Genomic DNA, 16,253 nt, shown 5'->3' with positions numbered 1-16,253 from the left:
CACTCCCCGGAAAAAATTTCACCACGGACAACATGATGACAACACACGTACAGCCAACCGATACATCTCCTCCATCCGTTCGGCGGTCGAAAGATGCATCGCGCACTGGAAGAACTGGAAAATCCTCAAGACCGGCTATCGCGGACGTCTTACAGAACTTCCCAACCTCATTCGCACCGTCACCCGCCTCGAACTTTACCGACTCGGCTGGTAAATGCTTATGAATAACGCTCTCAGCTGTAGGATATTCCCGAAAGCTGATTAAGGGCGCCTGGACCGCCCAGGCCACCCCCGCCCATTGACGTTCCGCAGTCGCAAGAGCTCGGCGTTTCGCGGACGTCGAGCACGCCATCCACCTCGTCCTCGACGTCACCATGGAGTGCGCCACCCAGTACGAACGCGCTCCCGATTACATCAGGCGCCTCTTGAACCAGGTCTTCTTCGAACGGGTCCTCGTGCACACGGACGAGACGATCACGGCTGAACTGAACGAGCCGTTCGCAACGATCACGTCGCAGGCGGTCCGGGCCAGTGCACACGAAAAAAGCACCACTCCTAGGAGTGGTGCTCGGACCCGTACCAGCCTCTTGGAGGCCAGCGACGGCGCAAACGCGCCGATTTTCTGTGGCAAGGGTCTTAGTAACGACACTGCGGTGCCCCTGGAGGGACTCGAACCCCCAACCTGCTCCTTAGGACGGAGTCGCTCTTCCATTGAGCTACAGAGGCTGGCCGAGCCAGTGTACCCGCCGCGCCCCGCCGCCCGCCGCCGCTCGCGAAGCGCGCCCGCGTCCCTGCAACCTCAGCCCTCGATCTCGGCCCCTCTTGACAGCGGGCCCGCTCGGCTTGCATGGTTAGTCACATAACCAACCAACCACCGAAGCCCGCCCCGGAAGGATCCCGCGTGGACGACTCCCGCCCGCTCTTCCTGCAGATCGCCGAGCAGATCGAGAACGACATCATCGCCGGCGCGCTGCCGGAGGAGTCGCAGGTCCCGTCGACGAACGAGTTCGCAGCGTTCCACCGCATCAACCCGGCCACGGCCGGCAAGGGCGTGAACCTGCTCGTCGATGACGGGGTGCTCTACAAGAGAAGAGGGATCGGGATGTTCGTCGCCGAGGGGGCGCTCGGCCGACTGGTGGAGAAGCGCCGCACACAGTTCCGCGACCAGTTCGTCGCTCCGCTGCTCGCCGAGGCCGCCAAGCTCGGCCTCAGCACCGAACAGATCGCCGACATGATCAGAGAAGGAGGATCGCGATGAGCGCGGTCATCGAGGTTCACGACCTCAGCAAGCACTACGGCCGGATGCGCGCCGTCGACGGCATCGGCTTCGAGCTGGAGGAGAACCGGATCCACGGCCTCCTCGGCCGCAACGGCGCGGGCAAGACGACGCTGATGTCGCTGCTCACCGGGCAGGAGTTCCCTAGCGGAGGCGAGATCCGGATCTTCGGGCAGAAGCCGCTCGAGAACGCATCCGTCCTCTCCCGCACCTGCTTCATCAAAGAGAGCCAGAAGTACCCCGACGACTTCACGGTGAAGCACGTCCTGCGCAGCGCCCCGTGGTTCTTCGACGGCTGGGACGAGGCGTTCGCCCGGGAGCTGGTCGAGGACTTCCGCCTGCCCATCGACCGCAAGACCAAGAAACTCTCCCGCGGGCAGCTCTCGGCGATCGGAGTCATCGTCGGGCTCGCCTCGCACGCTCCGCTCACATTCTTCGACGAGCCGTATCTGGGTCTGGATGCCGTCGCCCGGCAGATCTTCTACGACCGCCTCCTGCAAGATTTCGCCGAGCACCCCCGCACGGTCGTCCTCTCCACCCACCTGATCGACGAGGTCAGCAACCTGCTCGAGCACGTCCTCGTCGTCGATCAGGGCCGCCTCGTCGTCGACAGTGACGCGGAGGAGCTGCGGGGCGCCGCTGCGACGGTCACCGGACCTCGGCAGGCGGTCGAGTCGTTCACCGCGAACCGCGAGGTCATCGGCCGCTCCACCCTGGGCAGCCGCGCCTCCGCCACGCTCCCCCGCCTCGACGCCCTCGGACGCGACCAGGCCCGCCGGCACGGGCTCGACCTCGAACCCGTGCCGCTTCAGCAGCTCGTCGTCCAGCTCACCACCGGGAAGGACTCGGAATGACCGCCCTCACCGCCGCCCCCTCGCGGCACAGGACCGCCGCCGGACGCCTCGGCAGCATCATCCGCCTGCACGCCGCGAATCCCGCGACGATCCTCTACACGCCACTCATCATTACGGCGGTGATCCTCGCCGGCAACATGATCGTCTGGTGGCTGATCCTCCGCGGCCTCAACTCCGGCGAGCGCCTCGAGGCGCAGGAAGGAATGACCTATTCGGGCGCGTCCTTCTTCCTGTTCGTCTACATGATGGTCGTCGCTGTCCAATCGGTGAACGTCACCTTCGGCCTCGCCCTGGGTTACGGCGCCACCCGTCGCGACTTCTCGCTCGGCACCGCCCTCACCTTCATCGGCCTGTCGGTCTTCTACACCGCGGTCTTCGTGGTCCTCGGCATTGTGGAGAGGGCCAGCAATGGGTGGGGCTTCGGCGGCAGCTTCTTCCGCTCGATCTACTTCGGCGGCGACTCCGTGCTCGAGCAGGCCATCGCGGTGCTCTGCACCCTGCTGTTCTTCTTCTTCATCGGAGCGGCGACCGCCGCGGTCTCCGTGCGCTGGCGCCAGCGCGGGATGCTGCTCTTCTTCGGGATCCTCGGCGCCCTGGTGCTGGCCGTGATCGCCCTCCTGTCGCTCACCGGGAGCTGGCCGGCGGTCGGCTCCTTCTTCGCCAGCGTCGGTTACGCGGGCGGCTATGCCCTGTCGCTGATCCCAACCGCCCTCGCCGCAGTCGCGGGCTGGGCGATCCTGCGCCGCGCCACCCCGCGCACCAGCTGACCCGCCGGTCCGGGTCGGAGTGCCACAAGGCCCTTCCGCCCCGGACCCCCGGGTGCCACCGTGAGGACATGCCCGACTCCCCCGCTCCGTCCCTCCTGCCCGTTCCCGAGCACAGCTGGGTGCCCCGACCCTCCGATGCCGAGCTGACCCAGGACACGCTCGACACGGTCGACGCCTGGTGGCGCGCCGCCAACTACCTCGCGGTCGGGCAGATCTACCTTCTGGCGAACCCGCTCCTGACGACCCCGCTGAGCCGAGACGACATCAAACCCCGCCTGCTCGGCCACTGGGGCACGACTCCCGGGCTCAACCTGATCTACGCGCACCTCAACCGTGCGATCCGGGAGCGCCGCCAGCCGACCCTGAACATCACCGGTCCCGGCCACGGCGGCCCGGGCATGGTCGCAAACGCCTACCTCGACGGCACCTACAGCGAGATCTACTCCCATATCGACGAGTCGGAGGAGGGGCTGCGCCGCCTGTTCCGCCAGTTCAGCTTCCCCGGCGGCATTCCCAGCCACGCCGCACCCGAGACACCGGGCAGTATCCATGAGGGCGGCGAGCTCGGGTATGCGCTGAGTCACGCGTACGGAGCCGCCTTCGACAACCCGGACCTCCTGGTCGCGGCGGTCGTCGGCGACGGTGAGGCCGAAACCGGCCCGCTCGCCACCAGCTGGCACTCCAACAAATTCGTGAACCCGCTCACCGACGGCGTGGTACTGCCGATCCTGCACCTGAACGGCTGGAAGATCGCGAACCCGACCATCCTCGCCCGCATCCCTCACGAAGAGCTCGACAGCCTCCTCCGCGGCTACGGCCACGAGCCGTTCCTCGTCGAGGGCGGCTTCGACGGCGAGGACCCGATGCGCGTACACGAGCGCTTCGCCGATGTCCTCGACACGGTGCTCGACCGCATCGCCGCGATCAAGGAACGTGCCGCCGCGGGCGACCTCAGCCGACCCGCCTGGCCGATGATCGTGCTGAAGACCCCGAAGGGCTGGACCTGCCCGACCGAGATCGACGGCGTCCAGGTCGAGGGCACCTACCGCGCGCACCAGGTCCCGCTGCCCAACGCCCGCGACACAGAGGCGCACACCCGCCTGCTCGAGGACTGGCTGCGCTCCTACCGACCCGAGGAGCTGTTCACCGAGAGCGGCGGCATCGCGGACCGGGTCCGCTCGCTGGCTCCCGAGGGCGACCTGCGGATGAGCGCCACGCCGCACGCCAACGGCGGGCTCCTGCGGCAGACCCTCGACCTGCCCGACTTCCGCCGCTACGAGGTGGTAGTGGAGCAGCCCGGCGGCACCGTCGCGGAGGCCACGAAGGTGCTGGGCGAGTGGCTCGCCGACGTCATCCGCGCCAACCCGACCACCTTCCGCCTGTTCGGACCCGACGAGGTCGCCAGCAACCGACTCCAGTCTGTCTATGCCGCGACCGACAAGCAGTGGGACGCCGAACTCAGCCCGCTCGACGACCACCTCGCCCGGGCCGGACGCGTCATGGAGGTTCTCTCGGAGCACCAGTGCCAGGGCTGGCTCGAGGGCTACCTGCTCACCGGCCGCCACGGGATCTTCACCTGCTACGAGGCATTCATCCACATCATCGACTCGATGTTCAACCAACACGCGAAGTGGCTCGACGGGACCCGCGACATCGAGTGGCGCCGCCCGATCGCGAGCCTGAACTACCTGCTCTCCAGCCATGTCTGGCGCCAGGATCACAACGGCTTCAGCCATCAGGACCCCGGCTTCATCGACCACGTCCTGAACAAGAAGCCCGAAGTCGTCCGCGTCTACCTCCCCTTCGACGCGAACACCCTGCTCTCCACGTACGACCACTGCCTCCGCAGCGTCGACTACGTCAACGTGGTCGTCGCCGGCAAGCAGCCCTCGCCCCAGTGGCTCACCATGTCGGAGGCGGTCACCCACTGCACGCGCGGCCTCGGCATCCTGGAGTGGGCGAGCAGCGAGCGGCAGGGCGAGTCCCCGGACGTCGTGCTCGCGTGCGCGGGCGATGTGCCGACGCTCGAGACTCTCGCGGCCGTCAGCATCCTCCGCGAGAAGCTCCCGGACCTCGCGATCCGCACGGTGAACGTGGTCGACCTGATGCGCCTGATGTCGGAGTCGCAGCACCCGCACGGTCTCTCCGATCAGGAGTTCGACGCGATCTTCACCCCCGATCGCCCCGTCGTCTTCGCCTACCACGGCTATCCCTGGCTGATCCACCGCCTGACCTATAAGCGCACCGGCCACGACAACCTGCACGTGCACGGCTACAAAGAAAACGGAACCACTACCACTCCGTTCGACATGGTGATGCTCAACGACCTCGACCGCTATTCGTTGGTGATCGACGTCATCGACCGCACGCCCGGCCTCGGCGCCCGCGCCGCCGGCCTCCGCCAGGACATGCAGGACGCCCGCATCCGCGCCCGCGCCTACACACGCGAGCACGGCGAGGACCTCCCCGAGGTCGCGAACTGGACCTGGTCCGGCGAGCGCCCCGGCAACGCCAGCACCAACACCGGCAACGACAACGAATAGCCCCCGTCACGCACAGCTCCCTGTGCTGACGGGTCGCGGTCGTGCCGCTGGCAAGGCGGAGGAGGAAGCGATACCGGCGGTACCGCGCCCGACAACAACACCACCAGCACCTGACGGGTCGCGGTCGTGCCGCTGGCAAGGCGGAGGAGGAAGCGATACCGGCGGTATCGCGACCGACGACAACGCCGCCAGCGGTGCGACCGCGACCCGTCAGGCCGCGGGGGCGAGGTAGTCGTCCCAGGCGGGTAGCGTCCGTTCCGCGCCGCGGACGAGCCAGGAGCCGGCGCGCGGCATCCGAGGGACGGTACGCAGCCGCCAGCCCATCTCGTGCGGGGTGCGGTCGCTTTTGAGGTTGTTGCAGCGCTGGCAGCAGGCGACGAGGTTCTCCCAGGTGTCCCGTCCGCCACGCGACTTGGGCTGGATGTGGTCGATCGTCGCCGCGTGCTGCCCGCAGTAGCCGCAGCGGTGGTTGTCGCGGCGCAGCACTCCCCGGCGAGACACCGGCACGTTGCGGCCGCTCGGGATCCGAACGTAGCGCGTCAGCACGATCACCGAGGGCCGCACGTAGTCGCCGCGCGCGCCGTGCACCGGATTGCCCTCGTCCGCGGCGATGACGGTCGCCTTCTCGGTCATCAGCAGAACCAGCGCCCGCTTGAACGACACCACCGCGAGCGGCTCGTAACCGGCGTTGAGAACCAGAGTGCGCATCAGTGACCTCCGTGCTGTCGCACGCCGCCCCGCGGAGCCGCCGCGACCACAAGCAAGGGCGCCGTCGTGAGGACGGCGCCCTGCGGGGCCACGGCGCAGAGCCGCGTGATGGCGTGGAATCGTATCCGCGTGTCGGAGGACTGCACCGTCGCGGCGAGGACCCGCGCGTGTATCGAGTCGGCCGGCTGCACGCGCGAGAGCAGAGCCACGCTGTGGTGCCCGCTCCGCTCGGCCATCCCGGCACTCCGTCCCTCGACGAATGGATCCGTTCGCTGTGCGAGCGGACTGAGGTTCAGGTTAACCCTTCACGCGCGGAACACCAGGGTTCAGTCGAGATTCGTCACGCGGCGTTCACACGCGGGAACGACGAGAGCCCGCCCCCTTGGTGAGGGGACGGGCTCTCTCGGCGGATCGAGGATCAGCCGTTGATCCGCACGATCCGGTAATCGGAGGTCCACAGCGGCTGCACGCGGACGCTCGCGCCCTCGTACGGCGCGTGCAGGATGTTGCCGTTGCCGGCGTAGAAGCCGTCGTGGCCGTCCATGATCACGAGATCCCCGGGCTGGGCGTCGGCGAGCGAGACGGGGGTGCCCATAGCGCCCTGGCCTGCTGCCGAGTGCGGCATCGAGATGCCGTACTGCGCGAAGACGTACATCACGAAGCCGGAGCAGTCGAAGCCGTTCGGACGGGCTCCGCCGAAGACGTAGGGCACGCCCTGGTACTGCATCGCGGTAGCGAACACGGCCGAGAGGCTGTAGCTCGTGGTCGGGGCGGCCGCGGCGACCTCACTCGCGGAGGCTCCGGAGTTGGCGGTGAACTCCTCGGCGGTCTCGGCACGCGCCTCGGCGACATCGGTGGTGTCGACGACGGGCTCCGCGACCACGGCGGGCTCGGGCTCGGGTGCAGGGGGCGGCGGCGGCGCGGCCTCGGCCGAGAAGCCATCGCGCGCAATCGCTGCCTGCACCACTCCGCCGTCGACTGCGACGGTCTGGGCCGAGCCCTGGCGGAGAAGGTCGGCGCGCGAGGCGGCGAACAGGCCGTCGTTCTGGCTGCCGGGGGCGAAGGCGTAGGCGGGAAGAGCCATGGTCGCAACGAGTGCGCCGGCGAAGCCGACCATCACAACTTTGCCGACGACACGGCCTCGGCGCTTGCGCGGAGTCCCGGCCGGCGACGGCACGAAGTCGGTGATGTCCGCGCGGCGAGCGGGGGCTGCGGGCACGGCCCGGCGGGAGACGGGGGCGTCCCCGTGGATCCGGGCGCGGATCACCGGGGGCCGGTTCTCGAAGGTCGCGTCGCCGGAGCGGTCGGGATGGGTGGAGCGGAACCGGTCGGGTGAGCCGGCGCCGTCGTTCGGGGTGACGGAATTGTGGGGCAAGGGGGAGATCCTCCGACGTCCCCTCAGCCCAGGCAGCTGTCCCGTCTCTTGCACGAAGCATCGGTGTGCACGGAATCCGAGACGGGTGTGGGGGCGTCGGATCCCGCGCCCCGTGACCGAGGGTCGGCCGCAGGGCTCCACAGAGCGTAAGCGACCGTTACCGATTTGTCATCTTCTCGGTGGAAAGAGACCGCTCTCCCGTCACCGGATACGGTACAAGCGCGGTTGCGGAGACACAGTCTGCGCAGGCGAGGGGTACAGGACCCGTCAGACGACGACGAAGATGTGCGCGGCGACCTCGTTGGGCAGCTCGATCCCTGCGTCGGCACCGTCGATACGGGCGAGCACGTAACCGTTCACCGCCGAGAACTCACCCTCGGCGCCGGGGACAACGCCCGCCTGTTTAAGCTGCAGAAGCAGCTCCGGATCGACCTGCGCCGGCTCACCCAGGCGTCGCACGACGCCACGGCGCGGCTCGGTCGATCCGGCGACGAACCGCGGCAGGTTGATGACTCCGTCCGCGAAGCGCGAGGCGGGGGTGTCGCCGAGCTCGTCGAGTCCGGGGATCGGGTTCCCGTAGGGCGACTCCGTGGGGTGATCGAGCATCTCCAGGAGGCGACGCTCGACTTGCTCGCTCATCACGTGCTCCCAGCGGCACGCCTCCTCGTGCACGAACTCCCAGTCGAGCTTGATGACGTCGTGCAGCAGACGCTCGGCGAGGCGATGCTTGCGCATCACGTGGATCGCCTTGCGGCGGCCGTCGGAGGTGAGCTCGAGGTGGCGGTCACCCGAGACGACGACGAGGCCGTCGCGCTCCATGCGTCCCACCGTCTGCGACACAGTGGGTCCCGAGTGGCTGAGCCGCTCCGAGATGCGCGCGCGAAGGGGGATGATGTTCTCCTCCTCGAGCTCGAGAATGGTGCGCAGGTACATCTCGGTCGTGTCGATCAGATCCGTCATCTCAGCCTTCCCGTCTCGGCGCGCTCCACCCTAGTAGGCGTGACGTCGCAGCATCGGCGCTGCGGCAGGACGCACACCTCCGTCGCTCGGAGGAGGGGTGCGGGCCGGGAACCCTAGTATTAACGCATGCCGGACCTCACCATTCCTCGCGAGCTGCTCCCGCACGACGGACGGTTCGGCTGCGGCCCGTCCAAGGTGCGGCACGACCAACTCGCCCACCTCGCGACCGAGGGCGCACACCTCCTCGGGACATCGCATCGCCAACCCCCGGTGAAGGACCTCGTCGGCCGCGTGCGCCAGCATCTCGCCACGCTATTCCGCATTCCGGAGGGCTACGAAGTCCTGCTCGGCAACGGCGGTTCGACCGCCTTCTGGGACGCCGCCGCGTTCTCTCTGATCGAGCGCCGCGCCGAGAACCTCACCTTCGGCGAGTTCGGCCAGAAGTTCGCCGCCGCCGCCTCCGCGCCCTTCCTCGAGCCGGCGCACGTCGTCGCCGCCGCCGCGGGTTCGCGAAGCGAGGTCGAGATCGTCGAGGGGATCGATGTCTACGCCTGGCCGCACAACGAGACGAGTACCGGAGTGATGGCGCCCGTGCGCCGGGTCCACGGCGACGAGGGCGCCCTGACCGTCATCGACGCGACCAGCGCGGCCGGCGGGATCGACATCGACATCGCCGAGGCCGACGTCTACTACTTCGCTCCCCAGAAGAACTTCGCCTCTGACGGCGGCCTGTGGTTCGGCCTCTTCTCCCCCGCGGCGATCCAGCGGATCGAGCGGATCGCTGCGAGTGGGCGCTACATTCCCGAGTTCCTGAGCCTCAAGAACGCCGTCGACAACTCGCGCCTGAACCAGACCCTGAACACTCCCGCGCTCTCGACCCTCCTGCTGATGGAGTCGCAGCTCGAGTGGATGAACGCCTCGGGCGGTCTCTCCTGGGCCTCGGCGCGGACGGCCGAGTCCTCCTCCGCGATCTACGACTGGGCGGAGGCGTCGAGCCTCGCGACCCCATTCGTCGAGGTGCCCGAGCACCGCTCGCAGGTTGTTGCGACCGTCGACTTCGATGCCTCCGTCGATGCGGCGCTGGTCGCGAAGATCCTCCGCGCGAACGGGATCGTCGACACAGAGCCGTACCGCAAGCTGGGCCGCAATCAGCTGCGGGTGGCGACCTTCGTCGCGATCGAGCCGGACGACGTCCGCTCCCTCCTCGGCTGCATCGACTACGTCCTCGAACGCCTGGCGGTCTGAGGCCCGAGATGCGGTTCTGGCTGCGCGAGCAGGAGCGGCGGCCTAGCCCGCCGCCCTCCGCGAGCGATGATGCGACCGCGCTGCTCGTCGGCTGCATCGTCTGGGCGAGTGCCCTCGTCGCTGTACTCGTGGCGGCTGCGGTCGGAGTCGTCGTCGAGCCGGTCGCGCTCTCGACCGTCGTGATCGGACTGGTCCTCGGCACGATCGGACTGTTCTACAGCCGCAACAGACGCTGAAGCCGCAACCGACGCTGAAGCGCGGCCGATTCCCTCCGCAGGTCCGTGCCGTCCGCCTCGAGCTCGAGCCGGACCCGCAGTCCGGCGAACTCCGAAAGCCGCTCGACAGGGGTGCCGCAGGCAATCGCCGCGTCCCCGGTGGGGAGCGCACATCACCGGGTGCTGAGGGTGTCGGACTTTCCGTGGCGGTAGCCCCGAGTGGAGCCGAACTCCCGCATCCGCGAGGTGTCGATCACCCCTGGTCGGCATCGGGCTGCCGAGCGCGTCGGTGCGGGTCGGCTTCGCCCAGAACGGGGTCAGCGCGGCGTTCAGGGCGAGCGAGGCGAGGGGGCACGCATGTGACCGGTGCAGCTCGCCGCCCTGTCACGTCCGCCAGGGCTGTCGGGAGTAACACCTGGCCGAAAGAGCGCGCGGCGCCGCGGAGTAGGCGAAGCGGGTGTCGGAATCGATGCTCCTTGAGCCGGGCCCGAGCGGATCAGCGGCGGCGACGGCGGCGACGCGCAGCCGGGGCGGGAGCGGAGTCGGGCTCGTCGTCCTCCTCCGGATCGTCGTCCGAGTCGTCCTCGTCCAGATCGTCGGAGTAGTCCTGGTCCGGAGCGTCGTCGGAGTCGTCGTCCGACTCGTCCTCCTGGGAGTCGTCATCGAGGTCGGGCTCGTCATCGAGGTCGGGCTCGTCATCGAGGTCATCGTCATCCGCGTCCTCGATCTCCTCGCCCAGCACGTCCTGCGCGGCGTGGTAGTCGGCGAGACGCACCGACCACGGCACCCAGTCCGGAGCCAACACCGCCCCCTCGCCGGGCAGCAGCTCGACCTCGAGCACGGTGACGTCCTCGGTCTCGTCGATCCGGGACAGCGTGGCCGTCCACAGCCAGCCCGGATACCCGCGCATGAGGTTGGCGAACTGCAGCGACACGATGTGCTCGCCCTGCACCAGGGTCGTCACCAGCTCTCCGATGGTCCCGGCGGGAGCGATCTCGGCGAGAGCCGTCCGTGCGACGTCGAGCGATGCCGCGAGCACCTGGTCCGCCTCGAACACGGGCTCGGGAACGACCTCGGGAGCGAAGACGACCGCCTCCTCCACCGGCGCGCCCTCGGTATCGGGAACCGCGTCTTCGATGAGATCCTCGACCTCGACGGCGGCCGGCTCCTCCACGCAAGCCTGCTCCTGGATCGGAGCGTCCACCTCGAGCGGTCCGCGCTCGGCGGTCGTGCCGTCGGCGTCAGGCATCGAGCTCATCCGCGACGCGGCGCAGAAGCACCGCGATCGTGCGCCCGTGCGCCTTATCGGGATAGCGGCCGCGCTTGAGGCCGGCGCCGATCCCGTCGAGCAGCTTGACCGTGTCCTCCACGATCACGGACATGTCGTCCGCGGACTTGCGGTTGAGCTTCGCCAGGCTCGGCGGGGCGTCGAGGACCCGCGCCGAGAGCGCCTGTGGACCTCGCTTCCCGTCGGCGATGCCGAACTCGAGCCGGACGCCGGCCTTCACCGCGGTCCCGGCGGGCAGCGCGGACGCGTGCAGGAAAACCTCCTGGCCCTCATCAGTGCTGATGAAGCCGAAGCCCTTCTCCTCGTCGTAGAACTTGACCTTGCCGGTAGGCATGCAGACCCCTCCTGGAAATGAAGCAGCCATCAGTTTAGTCGACCGGCCCCGCCCTATCCTTGACGGGTGAAGCCACAGGAGCCGGCGGGCATCGGACGCGCGGAGCGCACGCTCGCCTTCATGTTCATCGCGATCATCGTCGTCTCGGTGCTCGCCTTCCTCGCGGTCCTGGTGGCACCGGCGTTCGGCGTGCGCGACTACGCCGGTCCGCTGTGGAGCTTTGTGATCGCCCTTCCGCTCGTCGGCCTCCCGATCGCGATTCTGCTGATGATCGGAGTGCTCATCGCCGGCGTCCGACGCCGTCGTCGCCAACCCTGATCCGCATTCTGGCGCCTTCAGACGATCTTCGAGCGCCGGACAACCGCTTCCCAGACTCCGTACAGACGACGGCCAGATACTGTCTTGCATGGACGGACCCCGCATTCTCATTGTCGACGACGAGCCCAACATCAGAGACCTGCTCACCACGAGCCTCCGCTTTGCGGGCTTCGCCGTGCGCGCAGTCGGCAACGGAGCGCAGGCGATCTCCGCGGTCCTCGAGGAGGAGCCGGACCTGATCATTCTCGACGTCATGCTCCCCGACATGAACGGCTTCGGGGTGACCAAGCGCCTCCGCTCGGCCGGTTACACCTCCCCCATTCTTTTCCTCACAGCGAAGGACGATACCGAGGACAAGATCACGGGCCTCACCGTGGGCGGTGACGACTACGTCACGAAGCCGTTCAGCCTCGACGAGATCGTTGCGCGGATCAAGGCGATCCTGCGCCGCACCATGCACGCCGAGGAGGATGCGGTTATCCGCGCCGGTGAGCTGACGATGGATCAGGACACTCATGAGGTCCTCGTCGGCGACGAGCCGGTCGAGCTCAGCCCCACCGAGTTCAAGCTGCTGCGCTACCTGATGCTCAATCCCAACCGGGTGCTCAGCAAGGCGCAGATCCTCGACCACGTCTGGGAATACGACTTCAACGGCGATGCGGGCATCGTCGAGTCCTACATCTCGTACCTGCGACGTAAGCTCGATACACATTCGGAGGAATCGCTCATCCAGACCAAGCGAGGATTCGGGTACATGCTGAAGGTCGCGAAGGCTTAGCCTCCGCCGCTTCGGCGTCCGTCTCCAGCACAGACGCGGCGTCGCCGATCCTCGAGGGAGTTCCACCGCCATGCATCAGGGTCTGGCCGAGCGGTGGAACTCCATCTCGCTGCGTACGAAGATCACCGCCGTCACGGTCCTCCTGCTGACACTGGGGCTCCTCGTCTCCGGCATCGGCACGATGACGATGCTCAAGCCCCAACTCGTCGCACAGCTCGACGCACAGCTGGCCGACCAGATCCAGAGAACCGCGAGCGAGCTCTCCGTCCGTGACCTCGCCGCGATCGACGACTCCAAAGCCGACTTCGGCGCCGTGTACGACCAGTACGGCGCTCTGGACAACACCAACGCGTCCAGCGCAGCCGACCCCGCCTTCCCGGAGACGTTCACGCTCGAGCAGGCCCTGCAGGGCGGCGACAAGCCGATGGAGATCTGGAGTTCCAACGGCAAAGTCGAATACCACGTCATGTCCACGGTGTTCACGAGGGGCGCCGAGTACCAGACGCTTCTGTTGGCCGTCTCGACCCGCAGCGTCGACAACATCATGACGATCTACCTCACGATCTTCCTCGGCTTCGGAGTGGCCATCGTCGTGATCGGAGCTCTCCTCACTCGCCTCCTCGTGACGACCACCTTCGCTCCACTGCGCGAGGTTGAGCAGACGGCAGCCGCCATCGCCGACGGCGATTTCAGCCAGCGCCTGGACGGCACGACGCCCAACACCGAGGTCGGGCGCCTCAACCGCTCCCTCAACGCGATGCTCGGACGGATCGACTCCGCCTTCCGCGATCGCGCCCGCACCATCGACCAGATGCGCCGCTTCGTCGGCGACGCGAGCCACGAGTTGCGGACTCCACTCGTCTCAGTCCGCGGATATGCGGAGTTGTACCGGATGGGCGCGCTGCAGACGCCCGAGGCTGTCGGGCAGGCGATGGAGCGGATCGAGAAAGAAGCGATCCGGATGGGCGGCCTGGTCGAAGACCTGCTCGAACTTGCCCGCCTCGACGAGACGAAGCCGCTCGCGCTCGCTCCGGTCGACCTGATGCCGCTCGCGCGAGACGCAGCGATGGACGCGATGGCCTCCTGGCCCGACCGCGACTTCGGCGTCGAGACCCGAGACGACACCCCCGTTGAGACTCCGGCGCTCGAGTCTGGTGACGTCGGTGCCTCCGCCACCCAGACGATGGAGCTGACGAACCCGGGCCTCACCGGCCCGATTGCAGCGGCCGGCGCGCGGCTCGCGCGCTTCCGCCGTCGCCCGCGCTGGGTCAATGCCGAGGAGATCGCCGCCGGTACCGCAGCGCCCCCGGAGGAGCCGGGCGTCCCCGCGATGGTGATGGCCGAGGAGAACAAGATCCGCCAGGTCCTCACCAACTTGATCGGCAACGCGGTCCGCTACACACCCGAGGACACTCCGATCGAGATCGGCGTTGCCGTGGACCGCTCACGGCGCCTCGCGCTCCTCGAGGTCATCGACCACGGCGAGGGCATCCCGCCGCAGATCCGCGAAAAGATCTTCCAGCGCTTCTGGCGCGCGGACACCTCACGGACCCGCGAGACCGGCGGCAGCGGCCTGGGCCTGGCGATCGTGTCCTCGATTGTGGCCGCGCACAAGGGCCGCGTCGATGTCGTCGAGACTCCGGGCGGAGGCGCGACCCTCCGCGTGGCTCTGCCGCTGCTGACCGTCGGCCACAATGGCGAGACCTCCCCCGCCTCCGTCTGACCCGCCTCGTCCGGCGTCCGGCCCGCCGCAACCTCGGGCTCGCGGAAACACCTCCAGCTCGCGGGAATCGACGGATTCCGCGAGCCGAACGCGATCCCGCGAGCCCAAGACTCGCGCACGACCCGCACACGCAAAAGGCGGCTCCCCCGGAGGGGAACCGCCTTCTGCGTGGTGGGGTTGGACTCAGAAGTCCATGCCGCCGGTGGGGTCGCCGCCCGCTGCGACCGGGTTCTTCTCGGGCTTGTCGGCGACGACGGCCTCCGTGGTGAGGAAGAGACCGGCGATCGACGCCGCGTTCTGCAGAGCGGAGCGAGTGACCTTGACCGGGTCGATGATGCCCGCGGCGATCAGGTCGACGTACTCGCCGGTCGCGGCGTTGAGGCCCCAACCGGTCTGCAGCTCACGGACCTTGGCCGCCACGACGCCCGGCTCGAGACCAGCGTTCAGCGCGATCTGCTTGAGCGGAGCGTCGATGGCAACGCGCACGATGTTCGCGCCGGTCGCCTCGTCTCCTGCGAGCTCGAGCTTCTCGAAGGCGAGCTTGCCGGCCTGGATGAGCGCGACGCCACCACCGGCGACGATGCCCTCCTCCACGGCGGCCTTCGCGTTACGGACGGCATCCTCGATGCGGTGCTTGCGCTCCTTGAGCTCGACCTCGGTCGCCGCTCCGGCCTTGATGACCGCGACTCCGCCGGCGAGCTTCGCGAGGCGCTCCTGGAGCTTCTCGCGGTCGTAGTCGCTGTCGGTGTTCTCGATCTCGCCGCGGATCTGCGCGACACGGCCGGCGATGGCCTCGGCGTCGCCGGCACCCTCGACGATCGTGGTCTCGTCCTTGGTGATGACGACCTTGCGGGCCGAACCGAGCAGATCGAGGGTGACGTTCTCGAGCTTGAGACCGACCTCCTCGGAGATGACCTGGCCGCCGGTAAGGATCGCGATGTCCTGGAGCTGCGCCTTGCGACGGTCGCCGAAGCCCGGGGCCTTCACGGCGACGGACTTGAAGATGCCGCGGATCTTGTTGACGACCAGGGTCGCCAGCGCCTCACCATCGACGTCCTCAGCGATGATCAGCAGCTGCTTGCCCGCCTGGATCACCTTGTCGACGACGGGGAGGAGGTCCTTGATGTTCGAGACCTTGGAGTTGACGATGAGGATGTAGGGATCCTCGAACACCGCCTCCTGGCGGTCGGGGTCGGTCACGAAGTACTGCGACAGGTAGCCCTTGTCGAAGCGCATGCCCTCGGTGAGCTCGAGCTCGGTGCCGAAGGTGTTCGACTCCTCGACGGTGACGACGCCTTCCTTGCCGACCTTGTCGATCGCCTCGGCGATGATCGCGCCGATCTCGGGGTCCGCGGCGGAGATGGAGGCGGTCGCCGCGATCTCGTCCTTGGTCTCGATGGCCTTCGCACCGGCGACGAGCTCGGCAGTGACGGCCTTGACGGCCTTCTCGATGCCCTTCTTCAGGCTGATCGGGTCGGCGCCGGCGGCGACATTGCGAAGACCCTCGCGCACAAGCGCCTGGGCGAGAACGGTCGCGGTGGTGGTTCCGTCACCGGCGACGTCATCGGTCTTCTTGGCGACCTCCTTGACGAGCTCGGCGCCGATCTTCTCGTACGGCTCGTCGAGCTCGATCTCCTTCGCGATGGAGACGCCGTCGTTCGTGATGGTGGGGGCACCCCACTTCTTCTCGAGGACAACGTTGCGGCCGCGCGGGCCGAGGGTCACCTTGACCGCGTCGGCCAGAGTGTTGAGTCCACGCTCGAGGCCGCGGCGGGCTTCTTCGTCAAAAGCAATGATCTTGGCCATGTGTGTTTCTCGTCCCTCCCGGACGTCGTGAAATGTCTGTGCTGGCACTCGGCTGGGGCGAGT

The 16,253-nt window shown here is 68.0% G+C and carries 17 protein-coding genes and 1 tRNA gene; 10 read left to right on the top strand and 8 right to left on the bottom strand.

Going from position 1 to position 16,253, the window contains the following annotated elements:
* On the top strand, window positions 1–214 hold a 214-nt coding region (locus tag C5D07_RS07295; protein ID WP_146079783.1), incomplete at its 5' end, for a transposase family protein.
* A 440-nt stretch (window positions 215–654) separates the two neighbouring features.
* On the opposite strand, the gene C5D07_RS07290 is transcribed toward C5D07_RS07295, so the two are convergent.
* A tRNA-Arg gene (locus tag C5D07_RS07290) sits at window positions 655–726 on the bottom strand.
* 175 nt (window positions 727–901) lie between these two features.
* Between C5D07_RS07290 and C5D07_RS07285 the strand changes: the two genes are divergently transcribed.
* The 4 genes from C5D07_RS07285 to C5D07_RS07270 all read left to right on the top strand — a co-directional run bounded on the left by C5D07_RS07285 (window position 902) and on the right by C5D07_RS07270 (window position 5,440).
* Entirely contained in the window at window positions 902–1,258 is a 357-nt protein-coding gene (locus C5D07_RS07285) for a GntR family transcriptional regulator (RefSeq protein WP_237358173.1), read from the top strand.
* Window positions 1,255–2,130 carry an ABC transporter ATP-binding protein gene (locus tag C5D07_RS07280; RefSeq protein ID WP_104259031.1) on the top strand — a complete coding sequence of 292 codons (876 nt, stop codon included), beginning with the start codon at window positions 1,255–1,257 and terminating at the stop codon, window positions 2,128–2,130. Before C5D07_RS07285 ends, C5D07_RS07280 begins: the two co-directional genes overlap by 4 nt.
* A complete protein-coding gene (locus C5D07_RS07275; protein ID WP_104259030.1) occupies window positions 2,127–2,897 on the top strand; it encodes an ABC transporter permease in 771 nt (256 codons plus the stop codon). The genes C5D07_RS07280 and C5D07_RS07275 overlap by 4 nt, the downstream gene beginning before the upstream one ends.
* A gap of 68 nt (window positions 2,898–2,965) precedes the next feature.
* Window positions 2,966–5,440 (top strand): phosphoketolase family protein, encoded by a 2,475-nt coding sequence (locus C5D07_RS07270; RefSeq protein ID WP_104259029.1) that lies wholly within the window; start codon window positions 2,966–2,968, stop codon window positions 5,438–5,440.
* 210 nt (window positions 5,441–5,650) lie between these two features.
* Here C5D07_RS07270 and C5D07_RS07265 read toward each other — a convergent pair whose 3' ends face one another.
* The 4 genes from C5D07_RS07265 to C5D07_RS07250 form a co-directional block, all read right to left on the bottom strand.
* Window positions 5,651–6,148, bottom strand: a complete 498-nt coding sequence (locus C5D07_RS07265; protein WP_068251831.1) for an HNH endonuclease — start codon at window positions 6,146–6,148, stop codon at window positions 5,651–5,653.
* Complete coding sequence (locus C5D07_RS07260) at window positions 6,148–6,384, bottom strand: hypothetical protein (RefSeq protein ID WP_068251830.1); 237 nt, start codon at window positions 6,382–6,384, stop codon at window positions 6,148–6,150. The genes C5D07_RS07265 and C5D07_RS07260 overlap by 1 nt, the downstream gene beginning before the upstream one ends.
* Before the next feature lie 182 nt (window positions 6,385–6,566).
* The gene (locus C5D07_RS15315; protein WP_249028190.1) at window positions 6,567–7,523 is read right to left on the bottom strand and encodes a C40 family peptidase; all 957 of its coding nucleotides are present in this window, start codon (window positions 7,521–7,523) and stop codon (window positions 6,567–6,569) included.
* Window positions 7,524–7,790: 267 nt separating this feature from the next.
* The gene (locus tag C5D07_RS07250; RefSeq protein ID WP_068251827.1) at window positions 7,791–8,483 is read right to left on the bottom strand and encodes an iron-dependent transcriptional repressor DtxR; all 693 of its coding nucleotides are present in this window, start codon (window positions 8,481–8,483) and stop codon (window positions 7,791–7,793) included.
* 126 nt (window positions 8,484–8,609) lie between these two features.
* On the opposite strand from C5D07_RS07250, the gene serC reads away from it, so the two are divergent.
* Window positions 8,610–9,728: a phosphoserine transaminase gene (gene serC / locus C5D07_RS07245; protein ID WP_068251825.1), complete on the top strand. Its 1,119-nt coding sequence runs from the start codon at window positions 8,610–8,612 to the stop codon at window positions 9,726–9,728.
* 8 nt (window positions 9,729–9,736) lie between these two features.
* Entirely contained in the window at window positions 9,737–9,964 is a 228-nt protein-coding gene (locus tag C5D07_RS07240) for a DUF2530 domain-containing protein (RefSeq protein ID WP_068251822.1), read from the top strand.
* 475 nt (window positions 9,965–10,439) lie between these two features.
* On the opposite strand, the gene C5D07_RS07235 is transcribed toward C5D07_RS07240, so the two are convergent.
* Both C5D07_RS07235 and C5D07_RS07230 read right to left on the bottom strand, forming a co-directional pair.
* Entirely contained in the window at window positions 10,440–11,192 is a 753-nt protein-coding gene (locus C5D07_RS07235; protein ID WP_104259028.1) for a DUF3027 domain-containing protein, read from the bottom strand.
* Entirely contained in the window at window positions 11,185–11,565 is a 381-nt protein-coding gene (locus C5D07_RS07230) for a cold-shock protein (RefSeq protein ID WP_068251819.1), read from the bottom strand. The genes C5D07_RS07235 and C5D07_RS07230 overlap by 8 nt, the downstream gene beginning before the upstream one ends.
* Window positions 11,566–11,631: 66 nt before the next feature.
* On the opposite strand from C5D07_RS07230, the gene C5D07_RS07225 reads away from it, so the two are divergent.
* The 3 genes from C5D07_RS07225 (at window position 11,632) to C5D07_RS07215 (ending at window position 14,384) form a co-directional block, all read left to right on the top strand.
* Window positions 11,632–11,883: a hypothetical protein gene (locus C5D07_RS07225; RefSeq protein ID WP_237358228.1), complete on the top strand. Its 252-nt coding sequence runs from the start codon at window positions 11,632–11,634 to the stop codon at window positions 11,881–11,883.
* Window positions 11,884–11,971: 88 nt separating this feature from the next.
* Entirely contained in the window at window positions 11,972–12,661 is a 690-nt protein-coding gene (locus C5D07_RS07220) for a response regulator transcription factor (RefSeq protein ID WP_055787731.1), read from the top strand.
* A gap of 70 nt (window positions 12,662–12,731) precedes the next feature.
* Window positions 12,732–14,384, top strand: coding sequence for a sensor histidine kinase (locus C5D07_RS07215; RefSeq protein WP_068251815.1), 1,653 nt, complete (start codon window positions 12,732–12,734; stop codon window positions 14,382–14,384).
* 183 nt (window positions 14,385–14,567) lie between these two features.
* On the opposite strand, the gene groL is transcribed toward C5D07_RS07215, so the two are convergent.
* Window positions 14,568–16,190 (bottom strand): chaperonin GroEL, encoded by a 1,623-nt coding sequence (groL, locus tag C5D07_RS07210; protein ID WP_068251814.1) that lies wholly within the window; start codon window positions 16,188–16,190, stop codon window positions 14,568–14,570.
* Window positions 16,191–16,253: the final 63 nt, after the last annotated feature.

Origin of the sequence: Rathayibacter tritici (assembly GCF_002932875.1) — a bacterium.
In the GTDB taxonomy this organism is placed as follows: domain Bacteria; phylum Actinomycetota; class Actinomycetes; order Actinomycetales; family Microbacteriaceae; genus Rathayibacter; species Rathayibacter tritici.
The sequence above is the reverse complement of the archived record's forward strand: the minus strand, read 5'-3'. Positions and strand labels throughout refer to the sequence as shown.

What these genes read in the sequence shown, in the direction of transcription:
- C5D07_RS07235 (WP_104259028.1), bottom strand. Translation starts at nt 11,192, where the DNA reads ATGCCTGACGCCGACGGCACGACCGCCGAGCGCGGACCGCTCGAGGTG.
- C5D07_RS07275 (WP_104259030.1), top strand. Translation starts at nt 2,127, where the DNA reads ATGACCGCCCTCACCGCCGCCCCCTCGCGGCACAGGACCGCCGCCGGA.
- C5D07_RS07280 (WP_104259031.1), top strand. Translation starts at nt 1,255, where the DNA reads ATGAGCGCGGTCATCGAGGTTCACGACCTCAGCAAGCACTACGGCCGG.
- C5D07_RS07270 (WP_104259029.1), top strand. Translation starts at nt 2,966, where the DNA reads ATGCCCGACTCCCCCGCTCCGTCCCTCCTGCCCGTTCCCGAGCACAGC.
- C5D07_RS07240 (WP_068251822.1), top strand. Translation starts at nt 9,737, where the DNA reads ATGCGGTTCTGGCTGCGCGAGCAGGAGCGGCGGCCTAGCCCGCCGCCC.
- C5D07_RS07265 (WP_068251831.1), bottom strand. Translation starts at nt 6,148, where the DNA reads ATGCGCACTCTGGTTCTCAACGCCGGTTACGAGCCGCTCGCGGTGGTG.
- serC (WP_068251825.1), top strand. Translation starts at nt 8,610, where the DNA reads ATGCCGGACCTCACCATTCCTCGCGAGCTGCTCCCGCACGACGGACGG.
- C5D07_RS07220 (WP_055787731.1), top strand. Translation starts at nt 11,972, where the DNA reads ATGGACGGACCCCGCATTCTCATTGTCGACGACGAGCCCAACATCAGA.
- C5D07_RS07215 (WP_068251815.1), top strand. Translation starts at nt 12,732, where the DNA reads ATGCATCAGGGTCTGGCCGAGCGGTGGAACTCCATCTCGCTGCGTACG.
- C5D07_RS07260 (WP_068251830.1), bottom strand. Translation starts at nt 6,384, where the DNA reads ATGGCCGAGCGGAGCGGGCACCACAGCGTGGCTCTGCTCTCGCGCGTG.
- C5D07_RS07230 (WP_068251819.1), bottom strand. Translation starts at nt 11,565, where the DNA reads ATGCCTACCGGCAAGGTCAAGTTCTACGACGAGGAGAAGGGCTTCGGC.
- groL (WP_068251814.1), bottom strand. Translation starts at nt 16,190, where the DNA reads ATGGCCAAGATCATTGCTTTTGACGAAGAAGCCCGCCGCGGCCTCGAG.
- C5D07_RS07250 (WP_068251827.1), bottom strand. Translation starts at nt 8,483, where the DNA reads ATGACGGATCTGATCGACACGACCGAGATGTACCTGCGCACCATTCTC.